The following is a 22,713-nucleotide window of genomic DNA, read 5'->3' as shown; positions in this document are numbered from 1 at the left end:
ATTTGATTTTTAATTATCCCTCTGCTGCATTGGCGATATACATTATCGTCAGCATTGAGAAAATAAACGCCTGCATACATCCTGTAAACCAGTCAAAATATACGCCCAGGATTGCCGGGAGACCGACGCTCAGAATCGGAATATTTGAAAGTACATCACCCACTACACCGGGTATTAGTCCGAATATTGCGGATGAAGCAATTGCCAGAGCTGCATAGATAAGTCCGTCAATAACTATACCTGAAAGGATATTACCAAAGTGACGGCAAGCCATACTTACAGGTGTTGCCAACTCAGACAAAATATTGAACGGTGTCATTACAGCTATAGGCGTTGTGAATCCCTTCAGATAACCAAGGAATCCTCCCGCTTTGATCTTGCATGCAGTGATGATAATAAACACGACAATGGCCCATGCCGCTTCTGTGGAAAGATCGGCTGTGGGGCTTCGTAGACCCACAAGGCAAATGAGGTTCGATACGATACTTGTGGCAAATATCGTGGATACTAACGGAATCAGCCAGTCAAACTTGGTGCCGCCCGTATTGCTCCGAACCAGATTGTGCGCTGCTTCAACAATCATCTCTGCAATCGCCTGGCGCTTTGAAATATTCTCGACCTGAAGGTTTCTCGTCAGGAAGATACACAGCAGCGTTATGATCGCCATTACGATCCAGCTGACAACCAGCGTCTCATTGATGGTAAAATCGCCGAGAACCGGTATGCCGGTGTGAATGGTGTAAAAGATCTTACTGCCGGCTACTTCAAAGTTCATACTTTATTTTCACCTTCCTTTCCTCGCAGATAGAATCCCGCGAATTTTTATTAAAATACTGGGAACGAAAAGAGGTGTCACACCGGTAACCAGATTGATGGCCGGTACGAAGATAGACAATACCACCCACAAAAGCTGCAGCATCGTGCGATAACGCAGGCTGACCGCCATTGTGCTTCGCGCTCTGTCTGTCTCCTCTTCGCTCATCCCCGTGATCTTCTGCACTGTAAGCCCCATCCAGAAGAAGTTGCCAACAGCCACGATCGTGCCACCGATCGCCCCTAAGAAGACCGTATAGTCAAAAGGTGCGTAACCAGGCACCAATTGATGCAAAATAAAAAATACTACAATAACAAGCAGGCTCACTACCGCTGTCCCCACAGCAATAAAAGTAGTCTCCTTCTTAACTGCGTCCTGAACTACCATAACAAAACTTTTTTCTCTCTTTCTTATACATGTTTATTGAATGACACTTCATTCTCCGGGCGTTTCTTGGGTTCGTTTTTCTTTGTGATATCAAGATAGACCTTATATGCCGTCGTCATAGATCCCCCAAGTCCGAAAAAGAAGCCGATGATATAAATCCACCCGGGTGCTCCAAGCCTTGTTGTCAGCATATAGCATGCGAAAATACAGATGAGAAGCGGTGTCACAAGTGACAATCCCAGCTGTCCCACCATAGCGAACTGTGTGAAAAGTTTGGATAAATCGGTTGTTTTCTTAATCATTGAGACCTTTTCTTATAGACAATTTGGGCGTTTTCCCAAAAGTGCAATACATTTTTAATAAAAGTGCGAAATACCGCAACATATATTTCAATAATACAAGTATTAGTCAGAAAAAACAATTCTTTATGGTCGATTTTACAAACATTTTACTTTTGAAAAAGGGTATAAAAAGAGGTCCCAAAATCGGGACCTCTAAAGTAGTCTGAATTATATATTATTCTTCGACAACTGTCTTGATATGAAGCTCTTCAAGCTGCTTCTCTGTAACCTCTCCGGGAGCACCCATCATTACGTCCTGAGCGTTCTTGTTCATAGGGAAAGGTATTACCTCTCTGATGGTAGGCTCGCCTGAAAGAAGCATTATCATACGGTCTACACCGGGAGCAATTCCGGCGTGCGGCGGTGCGCCATAGCAGAATGCATTGTACATAGCAGGGAATTTAGCCTTAACATCTTCTTCACCGAGACGAACAAGCTCAAATGCCTTGATCATGATCTCAGGATCGTGGTTTCTGACAGCACCTGATGAAAGCTCAATACCGTTACATACAAGGTCATACTGATCAGCCATGATATCAAGAGGATCAATCTCGCCGCGCTCTGCCTTGAGAAGTGTTTCCATTCCACCTGTAGGCATTGAGAAAGGATTGTGACAGAACTCAAGCTCGCCTGACTCCTCACCGATCTCATACATAGGGAAGTCAACTATCCAGCAGAATGAGTACTGCTCTTTGTCCATATGTCCGGGAACAGCTGCGCCAAAGGTCTTAACAACAACACCTGCTGTTTTCTGAGCCTGAAGGAGCTTGCCTGAGCTGAGAACTACAAGATCTCCTGCCTTAAGGCCAAGAGCTGAAATAACAGCATCCTTATTCTCCTGAACGAACTTGGCGATACCACCAACAACATCGCCGTTCTCATCTATTCTGAACCAGTAAGGCTTAACGCCTGCCTGAACCTCTACTTCGCCGATTGTCTTATCGATAAATTTGCGGCTCTCCTTAAAGTCAGAGATTACAACAGCCTTGATTCTTACATCTGTAGCATCTCCTGCCTTAAGTGCACCTTCACTTGCCTCTGCTGCCTCAGCAGAAACAGTGCTTGCAAAAGGACCAAATCCGCAATCCTTAAGAACCTCTGTAGCATCCTGAACAGTCAGGTCGATACGAAGGTCGGGCTTATCTGAGCCGTATTTCTCCATGGCTTCACGATAAGGGATACGTGCAAAAGGAGCACCTGATGCTCTGTCGTATGTACCGTATTTTGCAAAGATAGGAGGAAGAACATCCTCACAGATCTCGAATACATCTTCCTGAGTTGCAAAAGCCATCTCCATATCAAGCTGATAGAACTCACCGGGACATCTGTCTCCTCTTGCATCCTCATCACGGAAGCAGGGTGCGATCTGGAAATAACGATCAATTCCTGAAGTCATAAGGAGCTGCTTGAACTGCTGAGGCGCCTGGGGAAGTGCATAGAACTTGCCGGGGTGCTTTCTTGCAGGTACAAGGTAGTCTCTTGCGCCTTCGGGAGAAGATACCGTAAGGATAGGTGTTGTTATCTCCATGAAATCATGCTCGATCATTGAGCTTCTAAGAGCAGCGATAACGTTGCTACGAAGAATGATATTCTTTTTAACCTCAGGATTTCTAAGGTCAAGATAACGATATTTAAGTCTTGCTGACTCGTCAGCTTCACGGCTTCTGTTGATCTCAAAAGGAAGCTCGTTGTAACGGCAACGACCAAGAACCTCGATCTTCTCGGGAACAACCTCTATCTCACCTGTAGCCTGCTTGGGATTCTTGGAGCTTCTCTCCCTAACCTCGCCTTCTACGGAAATAGTAGATTCCTTGTTGATACCCTTAGCGATCTTCATCATATCTTCGCTCTCGATGACGATCTGTGTTGTGCCATAAAAATCTCTAAGAACGATGAATCCCAGCTCCGCGCCTACTTCGCGAAGATTCTCCATCCAACCAACAAGCTTAACGTGCTTGCCGGCATCTGAAAGTCTGAGTTCACCACATGTATTTGTACGTGACTGCATAATCTCAAAAACTCCTTCTAAATAAAATCACTGAAATATTTTATACCTTTTCATTTTGTCATACAAGTTTTTATAAAACATAGGAAGGAATTTTTGCGTATTTACATATCCTCTGTTTCATAACTGAGCACATAATCATCGTGTCCCTGGATCTGATCCCACTTATTGACGATACGCTCAACAGGTGTCATGCCATCCCTTGAACTTGTATCCGTCATTATAATAATGACTTTGTTTTTGCCATTTGCCGCAACCACATCATTACTTCTAAGGTTAAGGGACAGTACCTCTATGAATTTTTCCATTATGGACTCTTCCACAGAGCCTCCGTCCTTTCTAAGGATTGCGAACTGCACTATCCACACATTTACAAAGGTCCTTTTGGACATGCGCACAAACAGTCTGTAGACCATCTGAAGCTTTTCAAAATCCACAAGATAAGCACCTTTTTGCTCGCCTCTTTCGCCAAGGATCATTCTAAGACCCGCAAGGCCGGCAGCTGTGATTTCTTCACCCTCCATGGCACTTACGCCGGCTTTCTTGTAGACCATATATCCATGCTTTCCGTTTTGCTTCACGCTGTAAAGAGCCTTATCCGCTTTTCTGAAAAGCTCTGTATACTCAGTACCCTCATCTGGAATGAGGACCGCACCAATGGAAACACTTATAGGAATATTGAAATCCTCTCCCATAAGTTCCCTGCCTGTAAGCACAATTTCTTCGTTTAAATACCTGGCTTTCTCGGCAACAGCACCTTCATCCGATGCACCATGAATAAAAACCACAAACTCATCGCCGCCGATTCTTCCAGCAAAATCATCTTCTCGTATGCATGAACGTACCAGCTCTGCAAACTTGGTTAAAACCTTATCGCCCATATCATGTCCATGCAGGTCATTTACAAGCTTGAAATTATCAAGGTCGATCATCATGAGGATTCCGCGCTTTTTAGCAACTATTTTTTCAAGCTCCTGCTGTGAATATCCCTTGTTAAAGAAACCCGTCATGGGATCGATCTTGGCTTCCTTTTGCCATCTCTCAATGCTGTTTATTCCTACGCGGATATTTCCAACAAGCCATACGATAAAAATAACAAACAGCACACAAACAGAGAAAAGATATATCTTGAAATATGGTCTTTCAAAAAGCTGTGAGTCCTTCCTGACCTTGAAGACTTCCTCACGTATTACCTCACTTCCTGTGGTATCAAGGACATCAACATGAAGACCATAATCACCGTAAGGAAGATTCATGTAGCTTAGAGACTGTATATCCTTCTGAGAGCAGGTGATTCCATCATCCTGTATTCCATCAAGATAAATGTGAAGCAAAGGATTTGAAAGGGTATAGTTAAGAACCGCAACATCAAACTGTATTCTTCCGGATATAGCGGGAATTATATATTCTCCAATTGCATTCTCCTTAATCTCTTCGCTTCCTGCCAGTACCTTTCCAATAGTGATCTTGTAATTATCATCAAAGAGATTTTCCATTTTTACAGGAATTCTGCGCACTCCGTCTGAGCAGCACAAATAGAGATAATCGCCGTAGACCGCGTTTCTGGAATTGGCTGTCAGTGATGAATACAAGCCCTTACTCTTATTAAGCAGTGTATAGTTGTATTCTTCGTTCTCTAAAAGGTCCTCTTTATTCACCACGAAAATACCGGCACTGGATGTAACCCAGGCATCACCGGCATCTGTAAAATGCACATCATAATTGTTTCTGTATGGGAATTTATTTAGTTTTTTTACTTCATTGTCCTTGTAATAATAAAGGGAATTACTTGTAACGTAGATATATTCGCCTTCTCCGCAGGGAATTATCTTCATGACAACAAGGGAATCAAGTCCGGATTCCTCTTTGTAATGATTTATTATCTCGCCATCCCTTATGATATATATTCCATCGCCATCGGTTCCTGCCAGAATATCCTTGTCAGCAATCTCAACCATACTGAGAATCTGAGCCTGAATACCCTGTTCCTCTCCCATGGTCTTTTCAACACGGTTATTTCTTATGTAATTAAGCCCCGTGGTAGTGGCAGCAACTATTGTTCCATCCGACAGTTCCAATGATGTCCTGAATCTTCCACCTTCTGTGTTTTCTGTGTTCTCATTAAACAGCTTAACCGTGCCATCATCGCGAAGCTCAATAAGCCCGCTTTTTCCGTAGGTGCTAATCCACAGATTGCCCTTTTCGTCTTCAAGGATATCTCTGATCCTGACGTCCTCAAAAAGCTCAGGATGATCAATGGGAACCGCATAATAGGTCTTCAGATCGATGGTGATAAGGCCTGAATTGGTTCCAACATACATCAGTCCCTTTTTTATATGCACGCAGTTAACAACTTCCGCCGGAACCTTGGCCTTGGTAAACATATCCTGGAAAGGATTCCATGCATATCTCACAATACCCTGCTTAGCTGAAGCAAACCAGATGTCCCCCTGATAGTCAATAACTACATCTGATGCCGAGCTTACAAATTCCTCCAAAGAAAGATCTGTCTCTCTTCCTTCGTTTGTAATAAAACCAATGCCGTTTTCACAGCAATAAAAATAACCGTTATCCTTTTCCGAATACTTAAGCTTATTGAAATATGCGCCATTACTTATGGTGAATTTTTTTCCGAACTCTGCCTCATCATTTTTAAAGGTGGCAAGAACAGCATAATTGTCACTGGTTCCTACAAGAAAGGTATTCCCCCTTCCCGCAGCAACCTCAGTATAGTAAACATCAAAGCCGGGATAGATCGTTTTGTATACTATTTCTCCATCCCTTATAAAAAACAATGTTCCGCCTGTAGTTACGCCTGCAATAACCCCATTATCATTGCAACTAAGGCTCCTGACACCATTGAGCTTGGCATTCGTAAAATCACTGACTTTGCCATCCTTGGATATTTTGCAAAGTTCTACTGCTGTACCCACATAGATATTGCCTTCTTTGTCTTCGCATATAGCGCGAACAGAGTTTGCAGCAAGTCCCTCTTTCGTTGAGTAAAAGGCCACTTCGTCGGTATCGGGATCATAACATGCAATACCCTGGTCATTTGTTCCTATCCAGAGTCTACCCTTGCTGTCTACCTCCAGCCTCCTGACATTACTTATCCGTTCATCCAGAATTACTTCTTCAAATCTTGCACCGTTGAATCTGTAAAGCCCCGCATAGGTGCCTACCCACATAAAGCCGTCATCCGTCTGCGCGGCAGCATTAATTTCCACAGTATCAAGACCATCATCTGTGGTATAAATGTAAGGCGCATATTCCGATGCAAAATCCGCCGCCTTTGCCTTGCAGGGTATCATCAAAATGGCAAGGGCCAGCAATAGGAGCCTTGCATTTGCACCGCCCTTTCTTCTGTCTGTTATTCTCTTATATGCCTTAATGAAAAATACGCCTATAAATACACTTAAGGCTTTATCAGGTATATCAACAAAGGCTTCACCAAGAACAGTGCATATTACCGGCACTTTTACATCCTGGGAGAGCATGTCTATAAGAGCATCGCCCCAAACGTTGCCTGTACGACCTTCATAGAAAATCATGTTAAAAGGAGTCGACAAAATAACCGCTGCCAAACCGGCAGATACCGAAGTTGCCACAACCTCAAACATGCTGTAATTTTTCGTCTTAGGGAAAAAGTAACCCACAGATGCACCTATGCCCACAGAAACTATGGCATAAGCAAAGGGTTCTTTGTCAAACACAGAAATTATCGCATTGGTTAAAAGCCCGCAGACTGAACCGCCTATCGGGCCAAGCACTATCGCTGAAATCAGCGTCCCTATGGCATCAAGCCAAAAAGGCATGCCAAAAAAAGCCGCTATATTTCTTCCTATGAGATTAATAACAATACAGACTGCTACAAGCAGCCAGTTTTGCCATTTCTTAATTTTCTCCATAAGAAGCCTCTAAACGTAATTACGTCCATAAATAATGCATTATCCTATTTAATTTTAGCATTCGTCAATTTCGCCCTCAACGAACATTACTATTAAAAAGATTAAGAAATTATAAAATTTTGAAATATTTTTTCAAAAGTGTGCTAAACTTCTAGGTATCAATACCTTCTTATATTGGAGAATTCTATGGAAGACAACACCATTTTTGATCTTATAAAAGAATTATTGGAAAACAAGCAGTATACCAAGCTGCGGCAGACCCTCCAGGACATGAATACAGCCGACGTGGCTGCCATCATGGATGACATGGAGAACGAGGATTCTCTTAAGATGTTCCGAATCCTCCCAAAGGATATTGCAGCTGATGTTTTCGCAAATTTGGAAATAGATGACCAGCAGTACATTATTCAGTCCCTGTCCGATAAGGAAGCAGGCAACATCATCGATAACCTGATGGCCGATGATGCTACCGACCTTTTGGAGGAGATGCCTGCCAGTATCGTAAAGAAGATTCTTGCCAATGCAAGGCCTGATACCAGAGCTGATATCAATCATCTTCTAAGATACCCTGAAGACTCTGCCGGCTCCCTGATGACAGTGGAGTACGTGGACCTGAAAGAGTACATGACCGTGGCTCAGGCCATTGAGAGAATAAAGAAGATAGGTCTTGATTCCGAGACAGTCAATATCTGCTACGTAGTAACGAACCAAAGAATACTGGTCGGAACGGTTGCTCTGAGGTACCTGCTTATCCGTGATGCCGATGAAAAGATCGGTGACATAATGAACACCAATGTCATCAGTATCAATACCATGACGGACCAGGAAGAAACGGCCCACATGTTCCAGAAGTACGACTTCACGGCCATGCCTGTTGTTGATAACGAAAACCGTATGATCGGTATCATCACCATCGATGACGTAGTAGATATCATCGAAGAAGAGGCTACCGAGGATATCGAGAAGATGGCAGCTATCATCCCTTCCGATAAGCCCTACTCACGTATCGGAATCCTTGATGTCTACAAAAACAGAATGCCCTGGCTTTTATTCTTGATGATAAGTGCAACCTTTACAGGCGCCATAATCACCAAATTCTCTGATGCCCTGTCAGCTTATGTGGTTCTTACAGCTTACATTCCCATGCTGATGGACACCGGCGGTAATGCAGGATCCCAGGCCAGCGTTTCAATTATCCGAAGCCTGTCCCTTGGAGAGATCGAGTTTTCAGAGATATTCAAGGTCTGGTGGAAGGAAGTAAGAGTTGCCGTTCTCTGCGGTCTCACACTTTCACTTGCCAATTTTGTAAAGCTCCTAATAATCGACAAGTTAGCACTTCCGGTTGCAGCTGTTGTATGCCTTACTCTTTTCCTTGTAGTTATAATTGCAAAGAGTATCGGCTGTCTGCTTCCTATGTGTGCCGACAAGCTTGGCTTTGACCCCGCAGTTATGGCATCACCCATGATTACCACAATCGTCGATGCAGTTTCACTTCTTGCATACTTTACAATTGCAACTCAGCTGCTGCATTTAGCAGTATAAAAAACGGAAGCGCTCGCGCTTCCGTTTTTTAGTCTTTCCCTTACAATGCACCGAAGATACGAAATGATCACCTCAGTAAACCTTCCCCTTCCAAAGGATAGCTAGTTAAAACTGATCACCTGGACAAAGCCTTCCCCCTTCCAGAGAATAGCTAGTTAAAACTGATCACCTGGACAAAGCCTTCCCCCTTTTAGGGGGAAGGTGTCGCCGTAGGCGACGGATGAGGGTTCTCTAATAAAGCTCCACTCTACTCAACCCCCCAACTTCCTGGCTATATCTTCACAAACAGCCTCAAAATTCATGTTAATATCATAATTTGAGTATCTTAGCACAGTAATTCCTCGTTCTTTTAAGAAATTATCCCTTATGATGTCTTTATCCCTGCCTTCTTTTTCAAAGTGCTGTGATCCATCTAATTCAATAGCTACTTTTTTCTTTGGACAATAAAAGTCCAGGATATAATTCCCAACTACTTTCTGTCTTCTAATCGATATATCCAAGCCTTTTAAGAAATCATACCAAAGGTGCCGTTCCTCTTTAGTCATCTCTTTCCTTAGTTTTTGAGAATACTGTGTTAGTTCTTTCTTATCTATCATAAAAATCCTTTTTCGTTTTAGTAACACTTATCGGTCGCCTTCGGCGACACCCTCATCCGGCACTTCGTGCCACCTTCTCCCTAAAGGGAGAAGGCTTTAATAAAAAACGGAAGCGCTCGCGCTTCCGTTTCCTTTTTCTACACTTCTGTAATGTGTTAATTACATTGTCTCATGGCAAGTTCTGTTAATAACATCAAGCTGCTGCTCTCTTGTAAGATCGATGAACTTAACAGCGTAACCTGATACACGGATTGTAAAGTTAGCGTACTCAGGCTTTTCAGGATGCTCCATAGCGTCCTTAAGCTTCTCAACACCAAATACGTTAACGTTAAGGTGGTGAGCGCCCTGATCAAAGTAGCCATCCATTACGTTTACAAGTCTGTCTGCTCTCTCTTCATCATCATGTCCAAGTGCTCCGGGATTGATGGTCTGTGTATTGGATATACCATCAAGAGCATACTCGTAAGGAAGCTTAGCAACTGAGTTAAGTGAAGCAAGAAGTCCATTCTGCTCAGCGCCGTAAGCCGGGTTAGCACCGGGTGCAAAAGGAGCAAATGCAGGTCTTCCATCCGGAAGAGCTCCTGTAGCCTTACCATAAACTACGTTTGAAGTAATAGTAAGGATTGATGTTGTGGGCTCAGAATCTCTGTAGGTGTGGTTCTTCTTAACCTTCTTAAGGAAGGTCTTAAGGAGCCATACTGCGATCTCATCTGCTCTCTCATCATCGTTACCATACTTAGGGAAGTCTCCCTCGATTTTGTAATCAACAACAAGACCTGACTCATCACGAACAGTCTTAACCTTTGCATACTTGATAGCGCAAAGTGAATCTACAACATGTGAGAAGCCTGCGATACCTGTAGCGAATGTACGACGTACATCTGTATCGATAAGAGCCATCTCAGCTGCCTCATAGTAGTACTTATCGTGCATGTACTGGATGAGGTTAAGGATATTTACATAAAGGCTTGCAAGCCAATCCATCATCTTGTCATATTTTGCCATTACTTCGTCATAGTCAAGATACTCTGAAGTAATGGGCGCATACTCAGGACCTACCTGCATGTGGTTGCCCTGCTTATCAAGGAACTTCTCATCCTTACCGCCGTTGATAGCGTAAAGAAGACACTTAGCAAGGTTTGCTCTTGCTCCGAAGAACTGCATCTCCTTACCTGTCTGTGTAGCTGATACGCAGCAGCAAATGCTGTAATCATCGCCCCATACAGGTCTCATAACATCATCATTCTCATACTGGATAGAAGATGTTGTAACAGAGATCTTAGCTGCATACTTCTTGAAGTTCTTAGGAAGTCTTGAAGAATACAGTACTGTAAGGTTAGGCTCAGGTGAAGGTCCCATGTTCTCAAGAGTATGAAGGAATCTGTAGTCGTTCTTGGTAACCATGTGACGACCGTCCATTCCAAGTCCGCCGACCTCAAGTGTTGCCCATACGGGATCTCCTGAGAAGAGCTGGTTGTAGCTGGGGATACGTGCAAACTTAACCATACGGCACTTCATAACGAGGTGATCGATAAGCTCCTGTGCCTCAGACTCTGTAAGTGTACCCTCCTTAAGGTCTCTCTCAATATAAATATCAAGGAATGTGGAAACACGTCCAACAGACATTGCAGCACCGTTCTGTGTCTTGATAGCTGCAAGATATCCGAAGTATAACCACTGAACAGCCTCTCTTGCATTTGTTGCAGGCTGAGAAATATCAAATCCGTAAACAGAAGCCATCTCCTTCATTCCGCGAAGAGCACGGATCTGCTCTGCAATCTCTTCACGCTGACGGATAACTTCATCAGTCATAACACCGCAACCGCAAAGTGAGAAGTCTTCCTTCTTCTGCTCTATAAGGAAATCAATACCGTAAAGGGCTACTCTTCTGTAGTCGCCAACGATACGTCCGCGTCCGTATGTATCCGGAAGTCCTGTAACGATGTGGCTGTGACGAGCTGCCATCATCTCAGGTGTATAAGCATCAAAAACAGCCTGGTTGTGTGTCTTATGATACTCTGTAAAAATCTTGTGATACTTCTCATTTACCTTAAAACCGTATGTCTCAGCAGCCTGCTCAGCCATCTTGATTCCGCCGTAAGGCATGAATGCTCTCTTAAGAGGCTTGTCTGTCTGAAGACCAACAACTGTCTCAAGGTCCTTCATTGATTCATCTATGTATCCGGGGCCATAAGCAGTAAGACCTGATACAACCTCTGTCTCACACTCAAGTACGCCGCCGTTAGCACGCTCTTCCTTCTGAAGCTCCTGTAATCTGCCCCAAAGCTTGTCTGTGGCATCTGTTGCGTCTGCAAGGAAACTCTCGTCTCCCTCGTACATAGTATAATTGTTCTGGATAAAGTCTCTTAAGTTAACTTCGTCGGTCCACTTATTTCCTTTAAATCCTCTCCACTGTTCTCTCATAATATCTTCTCCTCTCTAGCGAAAAAACGATACCACCCTCAGAATCTATGTGCAGTTGCCTGTGCAACATTAAGTAGATTATGTATGTCAAATTTATTAAACCACTATATATAGTATATTGTAATACAGAAACCACAATATGTATATCCTAAAATTTGACACCCGAATGGTATTTTTACATATACTGAGTAACATTTCAACCTTAAACCGCGAAAAAAAGCCAAAGCTGATAACTTTTGTCAACTTTGGCAATTTTTTAACATTATTTATATTTTTCTTGTTAGTTTTTATAGTTTGTTTTATTATTCTTTAATTTGCGCCGAGGATTCTCTTTGCGTTTTCAATTCTCTCTGCAGAAGGCGCATCTACTCCCACCAGCTGATAGGGAATTCCAAGCTCTTCCCACTTGAACTGCCCAAGGGAATGATATGGAAGAACATCTATCCTTTTTACATTGCTGAGAGTATCGATGAATTCTCTGGTTTTCTTTAGATATTCATCATTATCCGTAATTCCCGGAACGAGCACATGTCTGATCCATACAGGCTTACCTATATCTGACAAATATCTGAGGCAATCCTTGATATTCTCATTTGGCTTACCTGTGAGCTTAATATGCTCATCATTATCGATATGCTTAATATCCACCAGCAAAAGGTCTGTATCTTCCATAAGAGCCTTAAACTCTGAAAAGAAAGGCTCCTCCCTTGTAAAGGGCTCTGCTGCCGTATCGATGCAGGTATTTATTCCTCGCTCTTTTGCCTTGGAAAAAAGCTCCCTAAGGAAATCCATCTGAAGCAGTGGCTCTCCGCCGCTTACGGTTATGCCGCCCTCATCTCCCCAGTAGCTCTTGTACCTCTCTGCCTTATCAAGAAGTTCATCAGCAGTCCTAAGGTCATTTGACTCAGGATTCCAGGTGTCGGCATTATGGCAATACTTACATCTCAGATTACAGCCTTTTAAAAATATGATAAAACGGACCCCCGGTCCGTCTACGGAACCGAAGGTCTCTATTGAATGAATTTTTCCCTGAAGCATTATTTCTTCCAATCTTCAACCTGATTGCTGAGCCACTCGGCAAACTTGTCAACGCCCTCACCTGTCTTAGCACAGATAGGAATGATCTCAGCCTTGGGATTTCTCATGTGGATGTACTCCTTGCACTTCTCAAGATCAAAATCAAAATAAGGAGCAACATCAATCTTATTGATAAGTACAACATCGCAGATGCTGAACATAAGAGGATACTTAAGGGGCTTGTCATGTCCTTCGGGAACTGAGAGGATCATTGCATTCTTGGAAGCACCTGTATCAAACTCAGCAGGGCAAACAAGGTTTCCTACGTTCTCAAGGATAGCAAGATCAACATCACCTTCTACAAGTGCGTCAAGACCCTGTCTTGTCATGTCAGCATCAAGGTGACACATACCGCCTGTGTGGAGCTGAATAGCCTTAACACCTGTCTCAGCGATCTTCTGTGCATCTACATCTGAATCGATATCTGCTTCCATAACGCCAATCTTGTACTTGTCCTTAAGGGCAGCGATAGTAGCCTTAAGTGTTGTTGTTTTTCCTGATCCGGGAGATGACATGAGATTCAGGAGGAAAATTCCTTTATCCTTAAGCTCGCCTCTAAGGAGCTCTGCTCTCTCATCGTTACTCTCAAATACGCTTCTTTTTAACTCAATAACTCTGGTACTCATAAAATTCCTTTCATTTAAAACACTAAGTATTACTTATCTTTTTTCTTCTTACTCTTATCTTTGATTTTTACTTTTGACTTGTCTTTAACTTTTTCTTTTACTGCATCCTTTGCCTTATCTACAAACTTCTCTTTCTTCTTCTCGGCAGAAGAAACAGCTTCGTCAATTATATCCTGATCTTCAGCTCTCATGATGTTAACGATGGTCTCATGATCTTCAATGAAGGAAGGATTGATATCATCCTCATCATCAAAGCCCTTCTTAACTGCGGGAAGTCTGTACTTTCTCTCATAAAGATCAACTGCAATCTCGAATTCCTTGTTTTTCTCCGCCTTAAGATGCTCAAGATACTCGTGAGTATCAAACATTCCCTCACTCACTTCAAGGATGCATACTGCGATGTTACTGCAGTGATCGGCGATACGCTCAAAATCGGTACCAAGGTCTGACAGAATAAAGCCCATGTCTATTGTACACTTGCCCTTACGAAGTCTTCTGACATGGCGTCTCTTAACCTCCATGTTGATTCCGTCAATGACTTCTTCAAGAGGTTCTACAGACTGTGCAAGTTTAAGATCCTGATTTGCAAAGGACTGGAATGAGAGATCAACTATCTCTCTTACTGCATTCGAGAAGGTCTTCAGCTCTTCCTTTGCCTTGCTTGAGAATTTCTCATTTTTCTCATTCATCACGCGGGCTGTCTGTGCAATGTTCAAAGCATGATCACTTATACGCTCAAAATCCGTGATGCAGTGAAGGATGATTGAAAGGGTTCTTGAATCCTTCTCTGCAAGATGGTGGTTGTTGATCTGCATAAGGTAGGTACCCAGCTGATCCTCATATCTGTCAACCTTTTCCTCGATACGTCTGACTTCATCAGCAACCTCGGGATTGTACTCATCAATGAGGGATGTAGCTTTTTCAAGTCCTTCCCTTGAGAAGTTCGCCATATCCATAGCAACCTGTCTTGACTGTTCAAGAGCAAAGGGCGGGTTTGTAAGGAAACGCTCGTCCAGCTTGGTGATATTCTGCATATCCTGCTGTTCTTCTCGCTCTTTCTCATCAATCGGAATAGTCCTGTATGCCATCTTAACAAGGAGTCCGGAGAAAGGAAGCATAAGAGGCGTAGCCACAAGGTTAATAAGTGTGTGGATAGAAGCTATACCCACCATTCCAGCCTGACTACTCATGAATGCAAAATTCACAAATGAATGTATTGTGTAGAATAAGATCATAAATGAAACAGCTTTTATCACGTTGAAATACAAATGCATAAGAGCTGTTCTCTTACCGTTTTTATTTGCACCAAGTGATGAAAGAATAGCTGTGATACAGGTTCCAACCTCGGCACCTACTACTACGGGAAGTGCCACGCTGTAGGTGATACTTACCGACGCAGCCAAAGCCTGCATTACACCGATGGTTCCGGCAGAACTCTGAATTACCATCGTAAAGAGCACGCCTACAAAGAAACCGATAAGCGGGTTACTGAAGGTCATAATGATTGTCTGGAAGGCTTCACTGCTGCGGAGAGGGTATACCGCCTCAGACATCATGCTCATTCCAAACATCAATACTGAAAAACCAATAAGTATAAGACCGATGTTGTTCTTTTTATCATTCTTGGAGAACATATAAAGGACAATACCGATAAGCGCCAGAAACGGCGTAAATGATGTGGGCTTTAACAAATTGATCAGGAAATTGTCACTGCTTATAGCATTTAATGAAAGCAGCCACGCAGTAAAAGTGGTACCAAGGTTAGCACCAAGGATAATATTTACCGCTTCCTTTAGGGTCATGATTCCTGAATTAACAAGACCGACAACCATAACGGTTGACGCAGATGATGACTGTACAAGAGCAGTTACTCCAACACCGAACAGATAAGCTACGATCGGGTGGCTGGTTACTTTACTAAGAACCACCTCCAGCTTACCGCCGGCAGTCTTGGTAAGACCACCGCTCATTACATTCATTCCATACAGAAATAGCGCAAGTCCTCCGATAAGGCCTGCAATTAACGAAAAGATTTCTTTTGAATCCATCCATACCTCCTAATGTCTCAGGTACTACGTAATAATTAATCCCTCTCTATCATAAGTATCGTAACTGAAATAAACCTAAATATCAACTGCAAGATATAGACAAGATATAACTTCTTGTGGACAAACTCAGAAATAATCCTCAAAAAATCTTAATTTTTTAGAATTCTATCGCCATCTTTACATACTTTCCAAAGTGCATTTCCTGCGCAGGTATGCGCGCTCCGTCGTGATATTCATCGCCGTAGATATTCTCTTCGATATCAGCTTCGCCCTCTTTTGACATTCCAAGCTTCTGACAAAGATGAATAGAAACTGTATTCTCTGCTTTTACAAAGGCCAGAACTCTCTCAAACTGAAGGATATCCCTTCCGTAATCCAGAATCGCCTTGCAAACTTCATAAGCATAACCCTTTCTCTGGTATGCAGTGCCTATAAGAAAGCCCAGCTCTATGTCATCAAAGCCATTCCTTACGCTGTAACCGGCTCTTCCGATTATCTCCCCCGTCTCCTTAAGCACGATAGTCCAGGTGCCAAAGCCCATGAGACCATAAACCTTTTCTATGTAATCTCTTTGATATTTTTTCTCATCTTCGGGATCTGCAAACAACCCTTCCATGTATCTGGTCATCTCGGGATCTGCATACAGCTCATAAAAAACATCCACATCCTCAACCGTAGTTTCTCTGATAAGGCATCTGTCTGTTGTGAGGATATCCCATGGAAGATGGGCGTAGCGCTGATAGGCCTTTATAAAGGAATCCATCCCCACTTCTTCTATTTCCGTAAAAACATATTTAAGACCTTCAAACCGCTCATCAGCATTGCCTTCATAGCTTATGCCAACTACATATCCCCCGCTTGAGAGAAGATACCCTGCAAGCTCCGATGAATCGGTAAGAAAAAGCTTATCTCCTGTATTATCTTCAAAAGCTCCATCGAGAAGCGAAGTAAGAAGCCTATCCTTACTGCAAACTGTCTCCTCCGGGAATATGACCCGGCTTTCAATTCCTTCTGTTTTTATATATGAAGAGGTATCAAATACATTTGCCACAAAGGCCTCATCCTCTTTATTCTTTATGCAAAAAATGATTTCTTTAAGCATTTTCACGCCTTTTTATTTGTATTTTTATTCTATTAATTATTGTATAATTAATCCCGGGTTTGTTCCACGAAAACCCAAAATCATTTACGATTTACAAATCGGATTCATATTAAGGAGAAAAATATGTCTGAAAACAAAAATCCTATCGTTACAATTACAATGAAGGGCGGCGATGTTATAAAGGCTGAGCTTTATCCCGAGATCGCACCTAACACTGTAAACAACTTCATTTCACTTATCAATCACAATTTCTATGACGGTGTTATTTTCCACCGCGTAATCAAGGGCTTCATGCTTCAGGGCGGAGATCCCGAAGGCACAGGAATGGGTGGCCCCGGCTATGAAATAAAGGGTGAGTTCTCTCAGAACGGTTTCAAGAACGATCTGCTTCACACAGAGGGTGTGCTTTCAATGGCACGTACACAGATTCCCGATTCAGCAGGTTCACAGTTCTTTATCATGCATAAAAACGCTCCTCATCTTGATGGCGCTTACGCTGCTTTTGGTAAAGTCATCGAAGGAATGGATGTCGTTAATAAGATTGCTGAAACAGAAACAGACTGGAATGATCGTCCTTTAGAGGACCAGGTTATGGAAAAGGTTACTGTTGAAACATTTGGAGTAGACTATCCGGAACCGGAGACAGTATAATAAAAAGCCCTATAAAAGGGAGGAAGCCAAGGAAACTCGTGTTTCCTTGGCTTATTATGAAAAAGTTATTATAATTGGTATTGCCTTTCTTCATCTGACATCTTTAGTATAGCGAAAATAAATGTCTAAGATATGATTTGAAGTAAATAGTCTTTAAACGTTTTATGAACAAAAAATGAACGTATGTGTTAAGGAATCATAATATTGATAACCTTGTTCTCGTTCCTTATATCTACATGAGTATGGTTACCGCCAAACTCTCCATCCCTTGTCCAGGAAATACTCTCCTTTGAATCAAACTCAATATGCTTCGTCTTAAAGCAATACATAAGCTCGGTATTAATGTCCCTGTTAATAAATGCTGCCAAAAGATTACTCATGTCCAGCATATTGTCAGGAAGCTTTACCAAAGTGACCTCGAAAACTCCGTCGTCCATGGTGACATTTTTACCGGTTATATCCTTAAATCCTCCCACTGATCTGGAATTCGTGACCATTCCAAATACAAAATCATCCTCAATAACACCTTCATCGGTGGTTACTTTCATATGATAAGAACGTATCTCGGAAAGCCTTTTGGCACCTTCAAGAATATATGCCATGTGGCCTAAAATGTTCTTAATATCCTGCCTTGTCTGGTATGATACATCGGTAAAAAGACCAAAAGCCGCTATATATACGAAGGTCTCTTCATTCATGATTCCTATATCGCAAGCATATTCTTTACCGCTTATAATGGTCTGGGCCGCTTCATGCATCTGCGACGGAATGCCGAGACTTACAGCAAAATCATTGGTAGAACCTGCGGGAACATAGCCTATAGGAGTCTTTCTTTTTGACTTCCACATTCCGCTAACAATTTCATCAAGGGTACCGTCTCCGCCACTGCAGGTTATGATGTCGTAGCTGTCATCATATTCCATCACCGCAGCAGTTCCATCTCCACGCTCCTTGGTGGGATATACAGTGATGTCATAGTCTCCCCTTGCGAAAATATCAATGATATCAATCAGGTTACTTCTGATTCGCTCCTTGCCGGCTTTAGGGTTGTAAATGAACAGCATTTTTTTCTTTTTCATACCGCACCTCATTAAGTGTTTATGCTAAAAAAATAAACCCATCTAATCTCATTATAAGAAATCAGATGGGTTAATTCCATTATAAAAATCCAAAATCAGTTATGAAAGCTGAAGCTCTCCAAGAAGAAAGCTCTCCATTCCCTTAACGGCGTCCTCTTCATCCTGTCCATCAGCTATTACAGTAACCTCTTCGCCGCTATTAAGACTAAGAGTCATCATACCCATAATACTCTTGGCATTGACCTTCTTAGACTGAGCTTCGATATGAACAGTACTGTCATAACGGCTTGCAAGCTGAACCAGTTCTGCAACCGGACGAGCTTCAAGGCCACCCGGAAGCTTGATTTCGATAGATTTTGATATCATAATTTTCCTCCTCAAACTTAGTAAATTAACCTCTTAGCTTCTCTGCCAATTCGCTAAGCTTTCTCAACCTGTGATTTACTCCTGATTTTCCAACAGGTGGATCAAGGTACTTCCCAAGTTCCAATAATGTTGCATCGGGATACTGAAGCCTGGCCTCTGCCATATCCCTTAAACTCTCCGGAAGATTCTCGAAACCGTAATGATCCCGGAGATATAAAATATCTGTCGTCTGTCTCGAAGCTGCATTAACTGTCTTGGTAATATTAGCCGTCTCGCAGTTAACTCTTCTGTTAATGGCGCCTCGCATCTCTTTCACGATACGCTCATTCTCCATATTCATCAGACTGACAGGTGCTTCCATAACATTAAGAAGATCCACAATCGATGTGCTCTCCTTGATATATACAACGTGATATTTCTTACGCTGTATAATCTTCGCCTCTATGTCGAAGCTCTCTATCATCGTCCTGAGCTCCTCTGCAAGCTTCAGGCTCCCACAGGAAAACTCCAGATGATAGGATTTGCTCGGATCACTTATAGAACCGATGCATAAAAAGGAATCACGTAAAAAAGATCTTTTACAGCATGCCTTCATTATCAGCTGATGATTTACGCCTGAATTCTCATCTCTAAGACTACCATCATCATTAAAATAGTGTATTCCCTTAAGTAGCGCTTTTGGTTTCTCAGAACCACTGAGTACAAGCCTGTAAACCTTGCCACCAATGATTTCCTTACTCCCATCTTGAAGCGTACCAGTGTCTATATTAAATGCTTTTTTTAATAATGTAAAGAACTTTCTAATAGCCCTCTCGGAATCATCAGCCAGAAAAACCCTGTATTCATCATCGGCTTTTCGTTCAACATACCCGACATTAATTAGTATTGCAGCGATCTCTGCCAGCTGACAATGGCGTCCGGGAGCAACCTGTTTTTCAAGTTCATTTTTCACATCGCCGGAAAATGACATATATATTACCTTGCATGCTTAAGGTCTCTGTGATATTTCTTAATGCCAAACTCATTTCTGTCCTTAAGCTTTTCATAAATCTCATTGGCTATTGTTACCGATCTGTGCTGACCACCGGTACAACCGATTGCCACCACCAGCTGGTATTTGCCCTCGTTTATGTAACCTGGCACCAGAAATTCCAGCATGTCCGTCAGTTTATCAAGGAACTGTCCGCACTCAGGAAAGCTCTTTACATAATCCTGAACTTCTTTATCATTGCCGGTAAGATGCTTTAATTCTTCTATATAAAATGGATTCGGTAAGAATCTCACATCAAAAACAAGATCCGCATCAGACGGTATACCATGCTTAAATCCAAATGAAAGAATAGTCACCATAAGATTGTTGTGCTTTTCATTTGCCACAAAAATCTTATCCATCTCCATCTTGAATTCTCTGGTAAGAAGCTGTGAGGTATCAATGATATAATCTGCCAGAGAGCGAATTCTGGACAAAAGCTCTCTTTCTTTGGTTATACCATCCTCGATTCGTCCATCGGGAGATAAGGGATGACGTCTTCTTGATTCCTTGTATCTCTTAACAAGAACGGCATCCGAGCATTCCAGGAAAAGAATCTCCACATTCAGTCCTCTTTTTCTGGCCTCCTCGATAATCCTGGGGGCATCCTCGAAACGCTGTCCGGCTCTGACATCGAAGCCAAGAGCAACCTTGGTTATCTCACTGTCTGGAACCGATATAAGCTCTATGAACTTTTCAAAAAGACTCGGCGGAAGATTATCTACGCAGTAAAAACCATCATCCTCAAGCATATGAATTGCTGTCGATTTGCCTCCACCGCTCATTCCGGTTACGATTACAATCCTCATCCTTAAAATTCTCCCAGTCTGATAACCTCCGGATCAAGCTTCACTCCGGAATTCTCAAATACTTTTTCCTGTACATCTCTGATAAGTTTATCGACATCCTCAGACGTCGCTTTACCTTTGTTCACCACAAATCCGCAATGCTTCTCAGAAACCTGAGCATCGCCCACCTTGTAGCCCCGAAGACCGGCTTCCTCAATAAGCTTGCCTGCAAAATTACCCTCAGGTCTTTTGAAGGTAGAACCTGCACTTGGAAACTCTAAGGGCTGCTTCTCCCTTCTTCTGCTCATAAGGTCATTCATGGTGTTCTCTATATCACCCTTATCTCCCTTTGACAGCTCTATCTGAGCGCCAAGGATAACACAGGGTCTGTTTTTAAACATACTTGTGCGATAGCCAAACTCAGCCTCTTCACATGAAAACTCAACTTCACTTCCATCAGACTCCATCACACGGATTTTCTTAACAACCTGCTTCATCTCTCCGCCGTAGGCACCTGCGTTCATAATAAGCGCACCGCCTATTGTGCCGGGGATTCCATGGGCAAACTCAAAGCCTGTAAGGCTGTTATCCCTTGCAAGGTTTGCTACAGCTGAATTAAAAGCCGCTGCTCCTGCAAAAATGTGGGTGTCATCCAAAAGACGGACATCCGAAAACTCGCCGCCAAGAGTGACAATAACACCTCTAAAACCCTTGTCTGAAACAAGGAGATTGCTTCCGTTTCCAATCACATAGAAATCCTTAAAGAACTCCATCTCAAGCTCTGAAAAAAGCTTGAGTAGTGAAGAAAGCTCTGCTGCGCTATTTATTCGCACAAAATAATCGGCAGGCCCACCGATCCTAAAGGTGGTGTGCCTGCTCAAATCTTCATTTTCTATTATGCTTTTATCCGAAATAATTCGGAATAATTCCTCTGATAATCCTGATCTCATTTTACTTAATTGAATCCAAAACCAGCTTTGCTGCTCCAAATATTCCTGCGTCATTTCCAAGCTTAGCAAGAGCGAACTTAGTTCTCTTTGCACCATGGAAAACATACTTCTCAAAGGAAGGACGAACCAGATCAAAGAGGATATCTCCTGCCTTGGATACGCCGCCGCCAAATACGATGATCTCAGGGTTGATGGTTGAAGCTATCATTGCAAGACCTTTTCCAAGGTAATCACCATAGCGTGTGATTGCTACGTTTGCAAGCTTGTCACCATTTTTAGCTGCATCGAAAATGTCCTTACATACAAAATCCTTGCCTCTGAGAACACATTCCTCATCGCTCTCTTCAAGAACTCTGTTCATGAGAAGAACTGCACCTGTAGCACTTGCGTACTGCTCAAGACATCCGTGATTGCCGCAGCCGCACTGCAAAGGCTCATTATCCTCGATATGGATATGACCGATCTCACCGCCGGCACCTGTAGCACCATTGAAGATCTTGCCGTTGTGAATGATTCCGCCGCCTACGCCGGTTCCAAGAGTAACCATGAGCATATCCTTGTAGCCCTGCCCACCGCCCATCCAGTACTCACCAAGAGCTGCAACGTTAGCATCATTACCGCATTTAACGGGCATCTTTACAAGGTTATGAAGCTCATCCTTCATGTTGAACTCGCTCCATCCAAGGTTAACTGCCTTAAAAATTGTTCCATCATCACTGAAGGGGCCCGGAGCACCTGCGCCAACACCTACTACCTGTGAATCCTTGATGCCTCTGTCTTCCATCTTCTTACGGATAGCTTCGGCAATATCGGGAAGAACCTTCTCACCGTTGTTCTCAGTTCTGGTGGGGATCTCCCATACTTCTACCTTATGGCCATCCATATCAAGAAGACCGATCTTAACGGTTGTTCCGCCTATATCTACTCCAAATACATATTTTTCTACAAGACTTGATGCGTTATTTTCCATTATGTTTTC

General features: G+C 42.8%; 19 protein-coding genes. 2 read left to right on the top strand and 17 right to left on the bottom strand.

Features of this window, described 5'->3' with window-relative positions; genetic code table 11:
• Positions 1 to 13: 13 nt before the first annotated feature.
• The 5 genes from G603_RS0106780 to G603_RS0106760 all read right to left on the bottom strand — a co-directional run bounded on the left by G603_RS0106780 (position 14) and on the right by G603_RS0106760 (position 7,455).
• Entirely contained in the window at positions 14 to 775 is a 762-nt protein-coding gene (locus G603_RS0106780; RefSeq protein ID WP_026669734.1) for a F0F1 ATP synthase subunit A, read from the bottom strand.
• 9 nt (positions 776 to 784) lie between these two features.
• The gene (locus G603_RS0106775) at positions 785 to 1,201 is read right to left on the bottom strand and encodes an ATP synthase subunit I (protein WP_026669733.1); all 417 of its coding nucleotides are present in this window, start codon (positions 1,199 to 1,201) and stop codon (positions 785 to 787) included.
• 23 nt (positions 1,202 to 1,224) lie between these two features.
• Complete coding sequence (locus G603_RS0106770; protein WP_026669732.1) at positions 1,225 to 1,503, bottom strand: AtpZ/AtpI family protein; 279 nt, start codon at positions 1,501 to 1,503, stop codon at positions 1,225 to 1,227.
• A 214-nt stretch (positions 1,504 to 1,717) separates the two neighbouring features.
• Entirely contained in the window at positions 1,718 to 3,550 is a 1,833-nt protein-coding gene (gene aspS, locus G603_RS0106765; RefSeq protein WP_051207572.1) for an aspartate--tRNA ligase, read from the bottom strand.
• A gap of 101 nt (positions 3,551 to 3,651) precedes the next feature.
• Positions 3,652 to 7,455 (bottom strand): ligand-binding sensor domain-containing diguanylate cyclase, encoded by a 3,804-nt coding sequence (locus G603_RS0106760; RefSeq protein ID WP_026669730.1) that lies wholly within the window; start codon positions 7,453 to 7,455, stop codon positions 3,652 to 3,654.
• A 186-nt stretch (positions 7,456 to 7,641) separates the two neighbouring features.
• Between G603_RS0106760 and mgtE the strand changes: the two genes are divergently transcribed.
• On the top strand, positions 7,642 to 8,997 hold the full coding sequence (gene mgtE, locus G603_RS0106755) for a magnesium transporter (RefSeq protein ID WP_026669729.1): 1,356 nt from the start codon (positions 7,642 to 7,644) through the stop codon (positions 8,995 to 8,997).
• Positions 8,998 to 9,248: 251 nt separating this feature from the next.
• Here the strand turns inward: mgtE and G603_RS0106750 are convergent, their stop codons facing one another.
• The 6 genes from G603_RS0106750 to G603_RS21390 form a co-directional block, all read right to left on the bottom strand.
• Positions 9,249 to 9,593 carry an endonuclease domain-containing protein gene (locus G603_RS0106750; RefSeq protein ID WP_026669728.1) on the bottom strand — a complete coding sequence of 115 codons (345 nt, stop codon included), beginning with the start codon at positions 9,591 to 9,593 and terminating at the stop codon, positions 9,249 to 9,251.
• A gap of 159 nt (positions 9,594 to 9,752) precedes the next feature.
• Positions 9,753 to 12,017 carry a formate C-acetyltransferase gene (gene pflB / locus G603_RS0106745; RefSeq protein ID WP_026524420.1) on the bottom strand — a complete coding sequence of 755 codons (2,265 nt, stop codon included), beginning with the start codon at positions 12,015 to 12,017 and terminating at the stop codon, positions 9,753 to 9,755.
• Positions 12,018 to 12,326: 309 nt separating this feature from the next.
• Positions 12,327 to 13,055: a pyruvate formate-lyase-activating protein gene (gene pflA / locus G603_RS0106740; protein WP_081669851.1), complete on the bottom strand. Its 729-nt coding sequence runs from the start codon at positions 13,053 to 13,055 to the stop codon at positions 12,327 to 12,329.
• Positions 13,055 to 13,720: a hydrogenase nickel incorporation protein HypB gene (gene hypB, locus G603_RS0106735; protein WP_026669726.1), complete on the bottom strand. Its 666-nt coding sequence runs from the start codon at positions 13,718 to 13,720 to the stop codon at positions 13,055 to 13,057. The genes pflA and hypB overlap by 1 nt, the downstream gene beginning before the upstream one ends.
• A gap of 29 nt (positions 13,721 to 13,749) precedes the next feature.
• The gene (locus G603_RS19545) at positions 13,750 to 15,768 is read right to left on the bottom strand and encodes a Na/Pi cotransporter family protein (protein ID WP_081669850.1); all 2,019 of its coding nucleotides are present in this window, start codon (positions 15,766 to 15,768) and stop codon (positions 13,750 to 13,752) included.
• Positions 15,769 to 15,925: 157 nt separating this feature from the next.
• Positions 15,926 to 16,870 carry a GNAT family N-acetyltransferase gene (locus G603_RS21390; protein ID WP_051207570.1) on the bottom strand — a complete coding sequence of 315 codons (945 nt, stop codon included), beginning with the start codon at positions 16,868 to 16,870 and terminating at the stop codon, positions 15,926 to 15,928.
• A 123-nt stretch (positions 16,871 to 16,993) separates the two neighbouring features.
• Here G603_RS21390 and G603_RS0106720 point away from each other — a divergent pair, with 123 nt between their 5' ends.
• On the top strand, positions 16,994 to 17,521 hold the full coding sequence (locus G603_RS0106720) for a peptidylprolyl isomerase (RefSeq protein ID WP_035792350.1): 528 nt from the start codon (positions 16,994 to 16,996) through the stop codon (positions 17,519 to 17,521).
• A gap of 188 nt (positions 17,522 to 17,709) precedes the next feature.
• Here the strand turns inward: G603_RS0106720 and G603_RS0106715 are convergent, their stop codons facing one another.
• From G603_RS0106715 to G603_RS0106690, 6 genes are all read right to left on the bottom strand, one after another.
• Positions 17,710 to 18,600, bottom strand: a complete 891-nt coding sequence (locus tag G603_RS0106715) for a diacylglycerol/lipid kinase family protein (RefSeq protein WP_026524417.1) — start codon at positions 18,598 to 18,600, stop codon at positions 17,710 to 17,712.
• A gap of 99 nt (positions 18,601 to 18,699) precedes the next feature.
• The gene (locus G603_RS0106710; protein ID WP_026496285.1) at positions 18,700 to 18,966 is read right to left on the bottom strand and encodes an HPr family phosphocarrier protein; all 267 of its coding nucleotides are present in this window, start codon (positions 18,964 to 18,966) and stop codon (positions 18,700 to 18,702) included.
• 25 nt (positions 18,967 to 18,991) lie between these two features.
• Positions 18,992 to 19,936 (bottom strand): DNA-binding protein WhiA, encoded by a 945-nt coding sequence (gene whiA / locus G603_RS0106705; RefSeq protein ID WP_026669724.1) that lies wholly within the window; start codon positions 19,934 to 19,936, stop codon positions 18,992 to 18,994.
• Positions 19,937 to 19,941: 5 nt separating this feature from the next.
• A complete protein-coding gene (gene rapZ, locus G603_RS0106700) occupies positions 19,942 to 20,805 on the bottom strand; it encodes an RNase adapter RapZ (RefSeq protein WP_026669723.1) in 864 nt (287 codons plus the stop codon).
• A 2-nt stretch (positions 20,806 to 20,807) separates the two neighbouring features.
• Complete coding sequence (gene murB / locus G603_RS0106695) at positions 20,808 to 21,734, bottom strand: UDP-N-acetylmuramate dehydrogenase (RefSeq protein WP_026669722.1); 927 nt, start codon at positions 21,732 to 21,734, stop codon at positions 20,808 to 20,810.
• Position 21,735: 1 nt separating this feature from the next.
• Positions 21,736 to 22,704, bottom strand: a complete 969-nt coding sequence (locus tag G603_RS0106690) for an ROK family glucokinase (protein ID WP_026669721.1) — start codon at positions 22,702 to 22,704, stop codon at positions 21,736 to 21,738.
• Positions 22,705 to 22,713: the final 9 nt, after the last annotated feature.

The organism is Butyrivibrio sp. AE3006, from assembly GCF_000424165.1.
Taxonomy (GTDB): Bacteria; Bacillota; Clostridia; order Lachnospirales; family Lachnospiraceae; genus Butyrivibrio.
Note: the sequence above shows the minus strand (reverse complement) of the source record. Positions and strands in the feature narration are given on the sequence as shown.

Bases quoted from the DNA above. Each gene is read 5' to 3' on its own strand.
- G603_RS0106780 (WP_026669734.1), bottom strand. From the start codon at position 775: ATGAACTTTGAAGTAGCCGGCAGTAAGATCTTTTACACCATTCACACC.
- G603_RS0106775 (WP_026669733.1), bottom strand. From the start codon at position 1,201: ATGGTAGTTCAGGACGCAGTTAAGAAGGAGACTACTTTTATTGCTGTG.
- G603_RS0106770 (WP_026669732.1), bottom strand. From the start codon at position 1,503: ATGATTAAGAAAACAACCGATTTATCCAAACTTTTCACACAGTTCGCT.
- aspS (WP_051207572.1), bottom strand. From the start codon at position 3,550: ATGCAGTCACGTACAAATACATGTGGTGAACTCAGACTTTCAGATGCC.
- G603_RS0106760 (WP_026669730.1), bottom strand. From the start codon at position 7,455: ATGGAGAAAATTAAGAAATGGCAAAACTGGCTGCTTGTAGCAGTCTGT.
- mgtE (WP_026669729.1), top strand. From the start codon at position 7,642: ATGGAAGACAACACCATTTTTGATCTTATAAAAGAATTATTGGAAAAC.
- G603_RS0106750 (WP_026669728.1), bottom strand. From the start codon at position 9,593: ATGATAGATAAGAAAGAACTAACACAGTATTCTCAAAAACTAAGGAAA.
- pflB (WP_026524420.1), bottom strand. From the start codon at position 12,017: ATGAGAGAACAGTGGAGAGGATTTAAAGGAAATAAGTGGACCGACGAA.
- pflA (WP_081669851.1), bottom strand. From the start codon at position 13,055: ATGCTTCAGGGAAAAATTCATTCAATAGAGACCTTCGGTTCCGTAGAC.
- hypB (WP_026669726.1), bottom strand. From the start codon at position 13,720: ATGAGTACCAGAGTTATTGAGTTAAAAAGAAGCGTATTTGAGAGTAAC.
- G603_RS19545 (WP_081669850.1), bottom strand. From the start codon at position 15,768: ATGGATTCAAAAGAAATCTTTTCGTTAATTGCAGGCCTTATCGGAGGA.
- G603_RS21390 (WP_051207570.1), bottom strand. From the start codon at position 16,870: ATGCTTAAAGAAATCATTTTTTGCATAAAGAATAAAGAGGATGAGGCC.
- G603_RS0106720 (WP_035792350.1), top strand. From the start codon at position 16,994: ATGTCTGAAAACAAAAATCCTATCGTTACAATTACAATGAAGGGCGGC.
- G603_RS0106715 (WP_026524417.1), bottom strand. From the start codon at position 18,600: ATGAAAAAGAAAAAAATGCTGTTCATTTACAACCCTAAAGCCGGCAAG.
- G603_RS0106710 (WP_026496285.1), bottom strand. From the start codon at position 18,966: ATGATATCAAAATCTATCGAAATCAAGCTTCCGGGTGGCCTTGAAGCT.
- whiA (WP_026669724.1), bottom strand. From the start codon at position 19,936: ATGTCATTTTCCGGCGATGTGAAAAATGAACTTGAAAAACAGGTTGCT.
- rapZ (WP_026669723.1), bottom strand. From the start codon at position 20,805: ATGAGGATTGTAATCGTAACCGGAATGAGCGGTGGAGGCAAATCGACA.
- murB (WP_026669722.1), bottom strand. From the start codon at position 21,734: ATGAGATCAGGATTATCAGAGGAATTATTCCGAATTATTTCGGATAAA.
- G603_RS0106690 (WP_026669721.1), bottom strand. From the start codon at position 22,704: ATGGAAAATAACGCATCAAGTCTTGTAGAAAAATATGTATTTGGAGTA.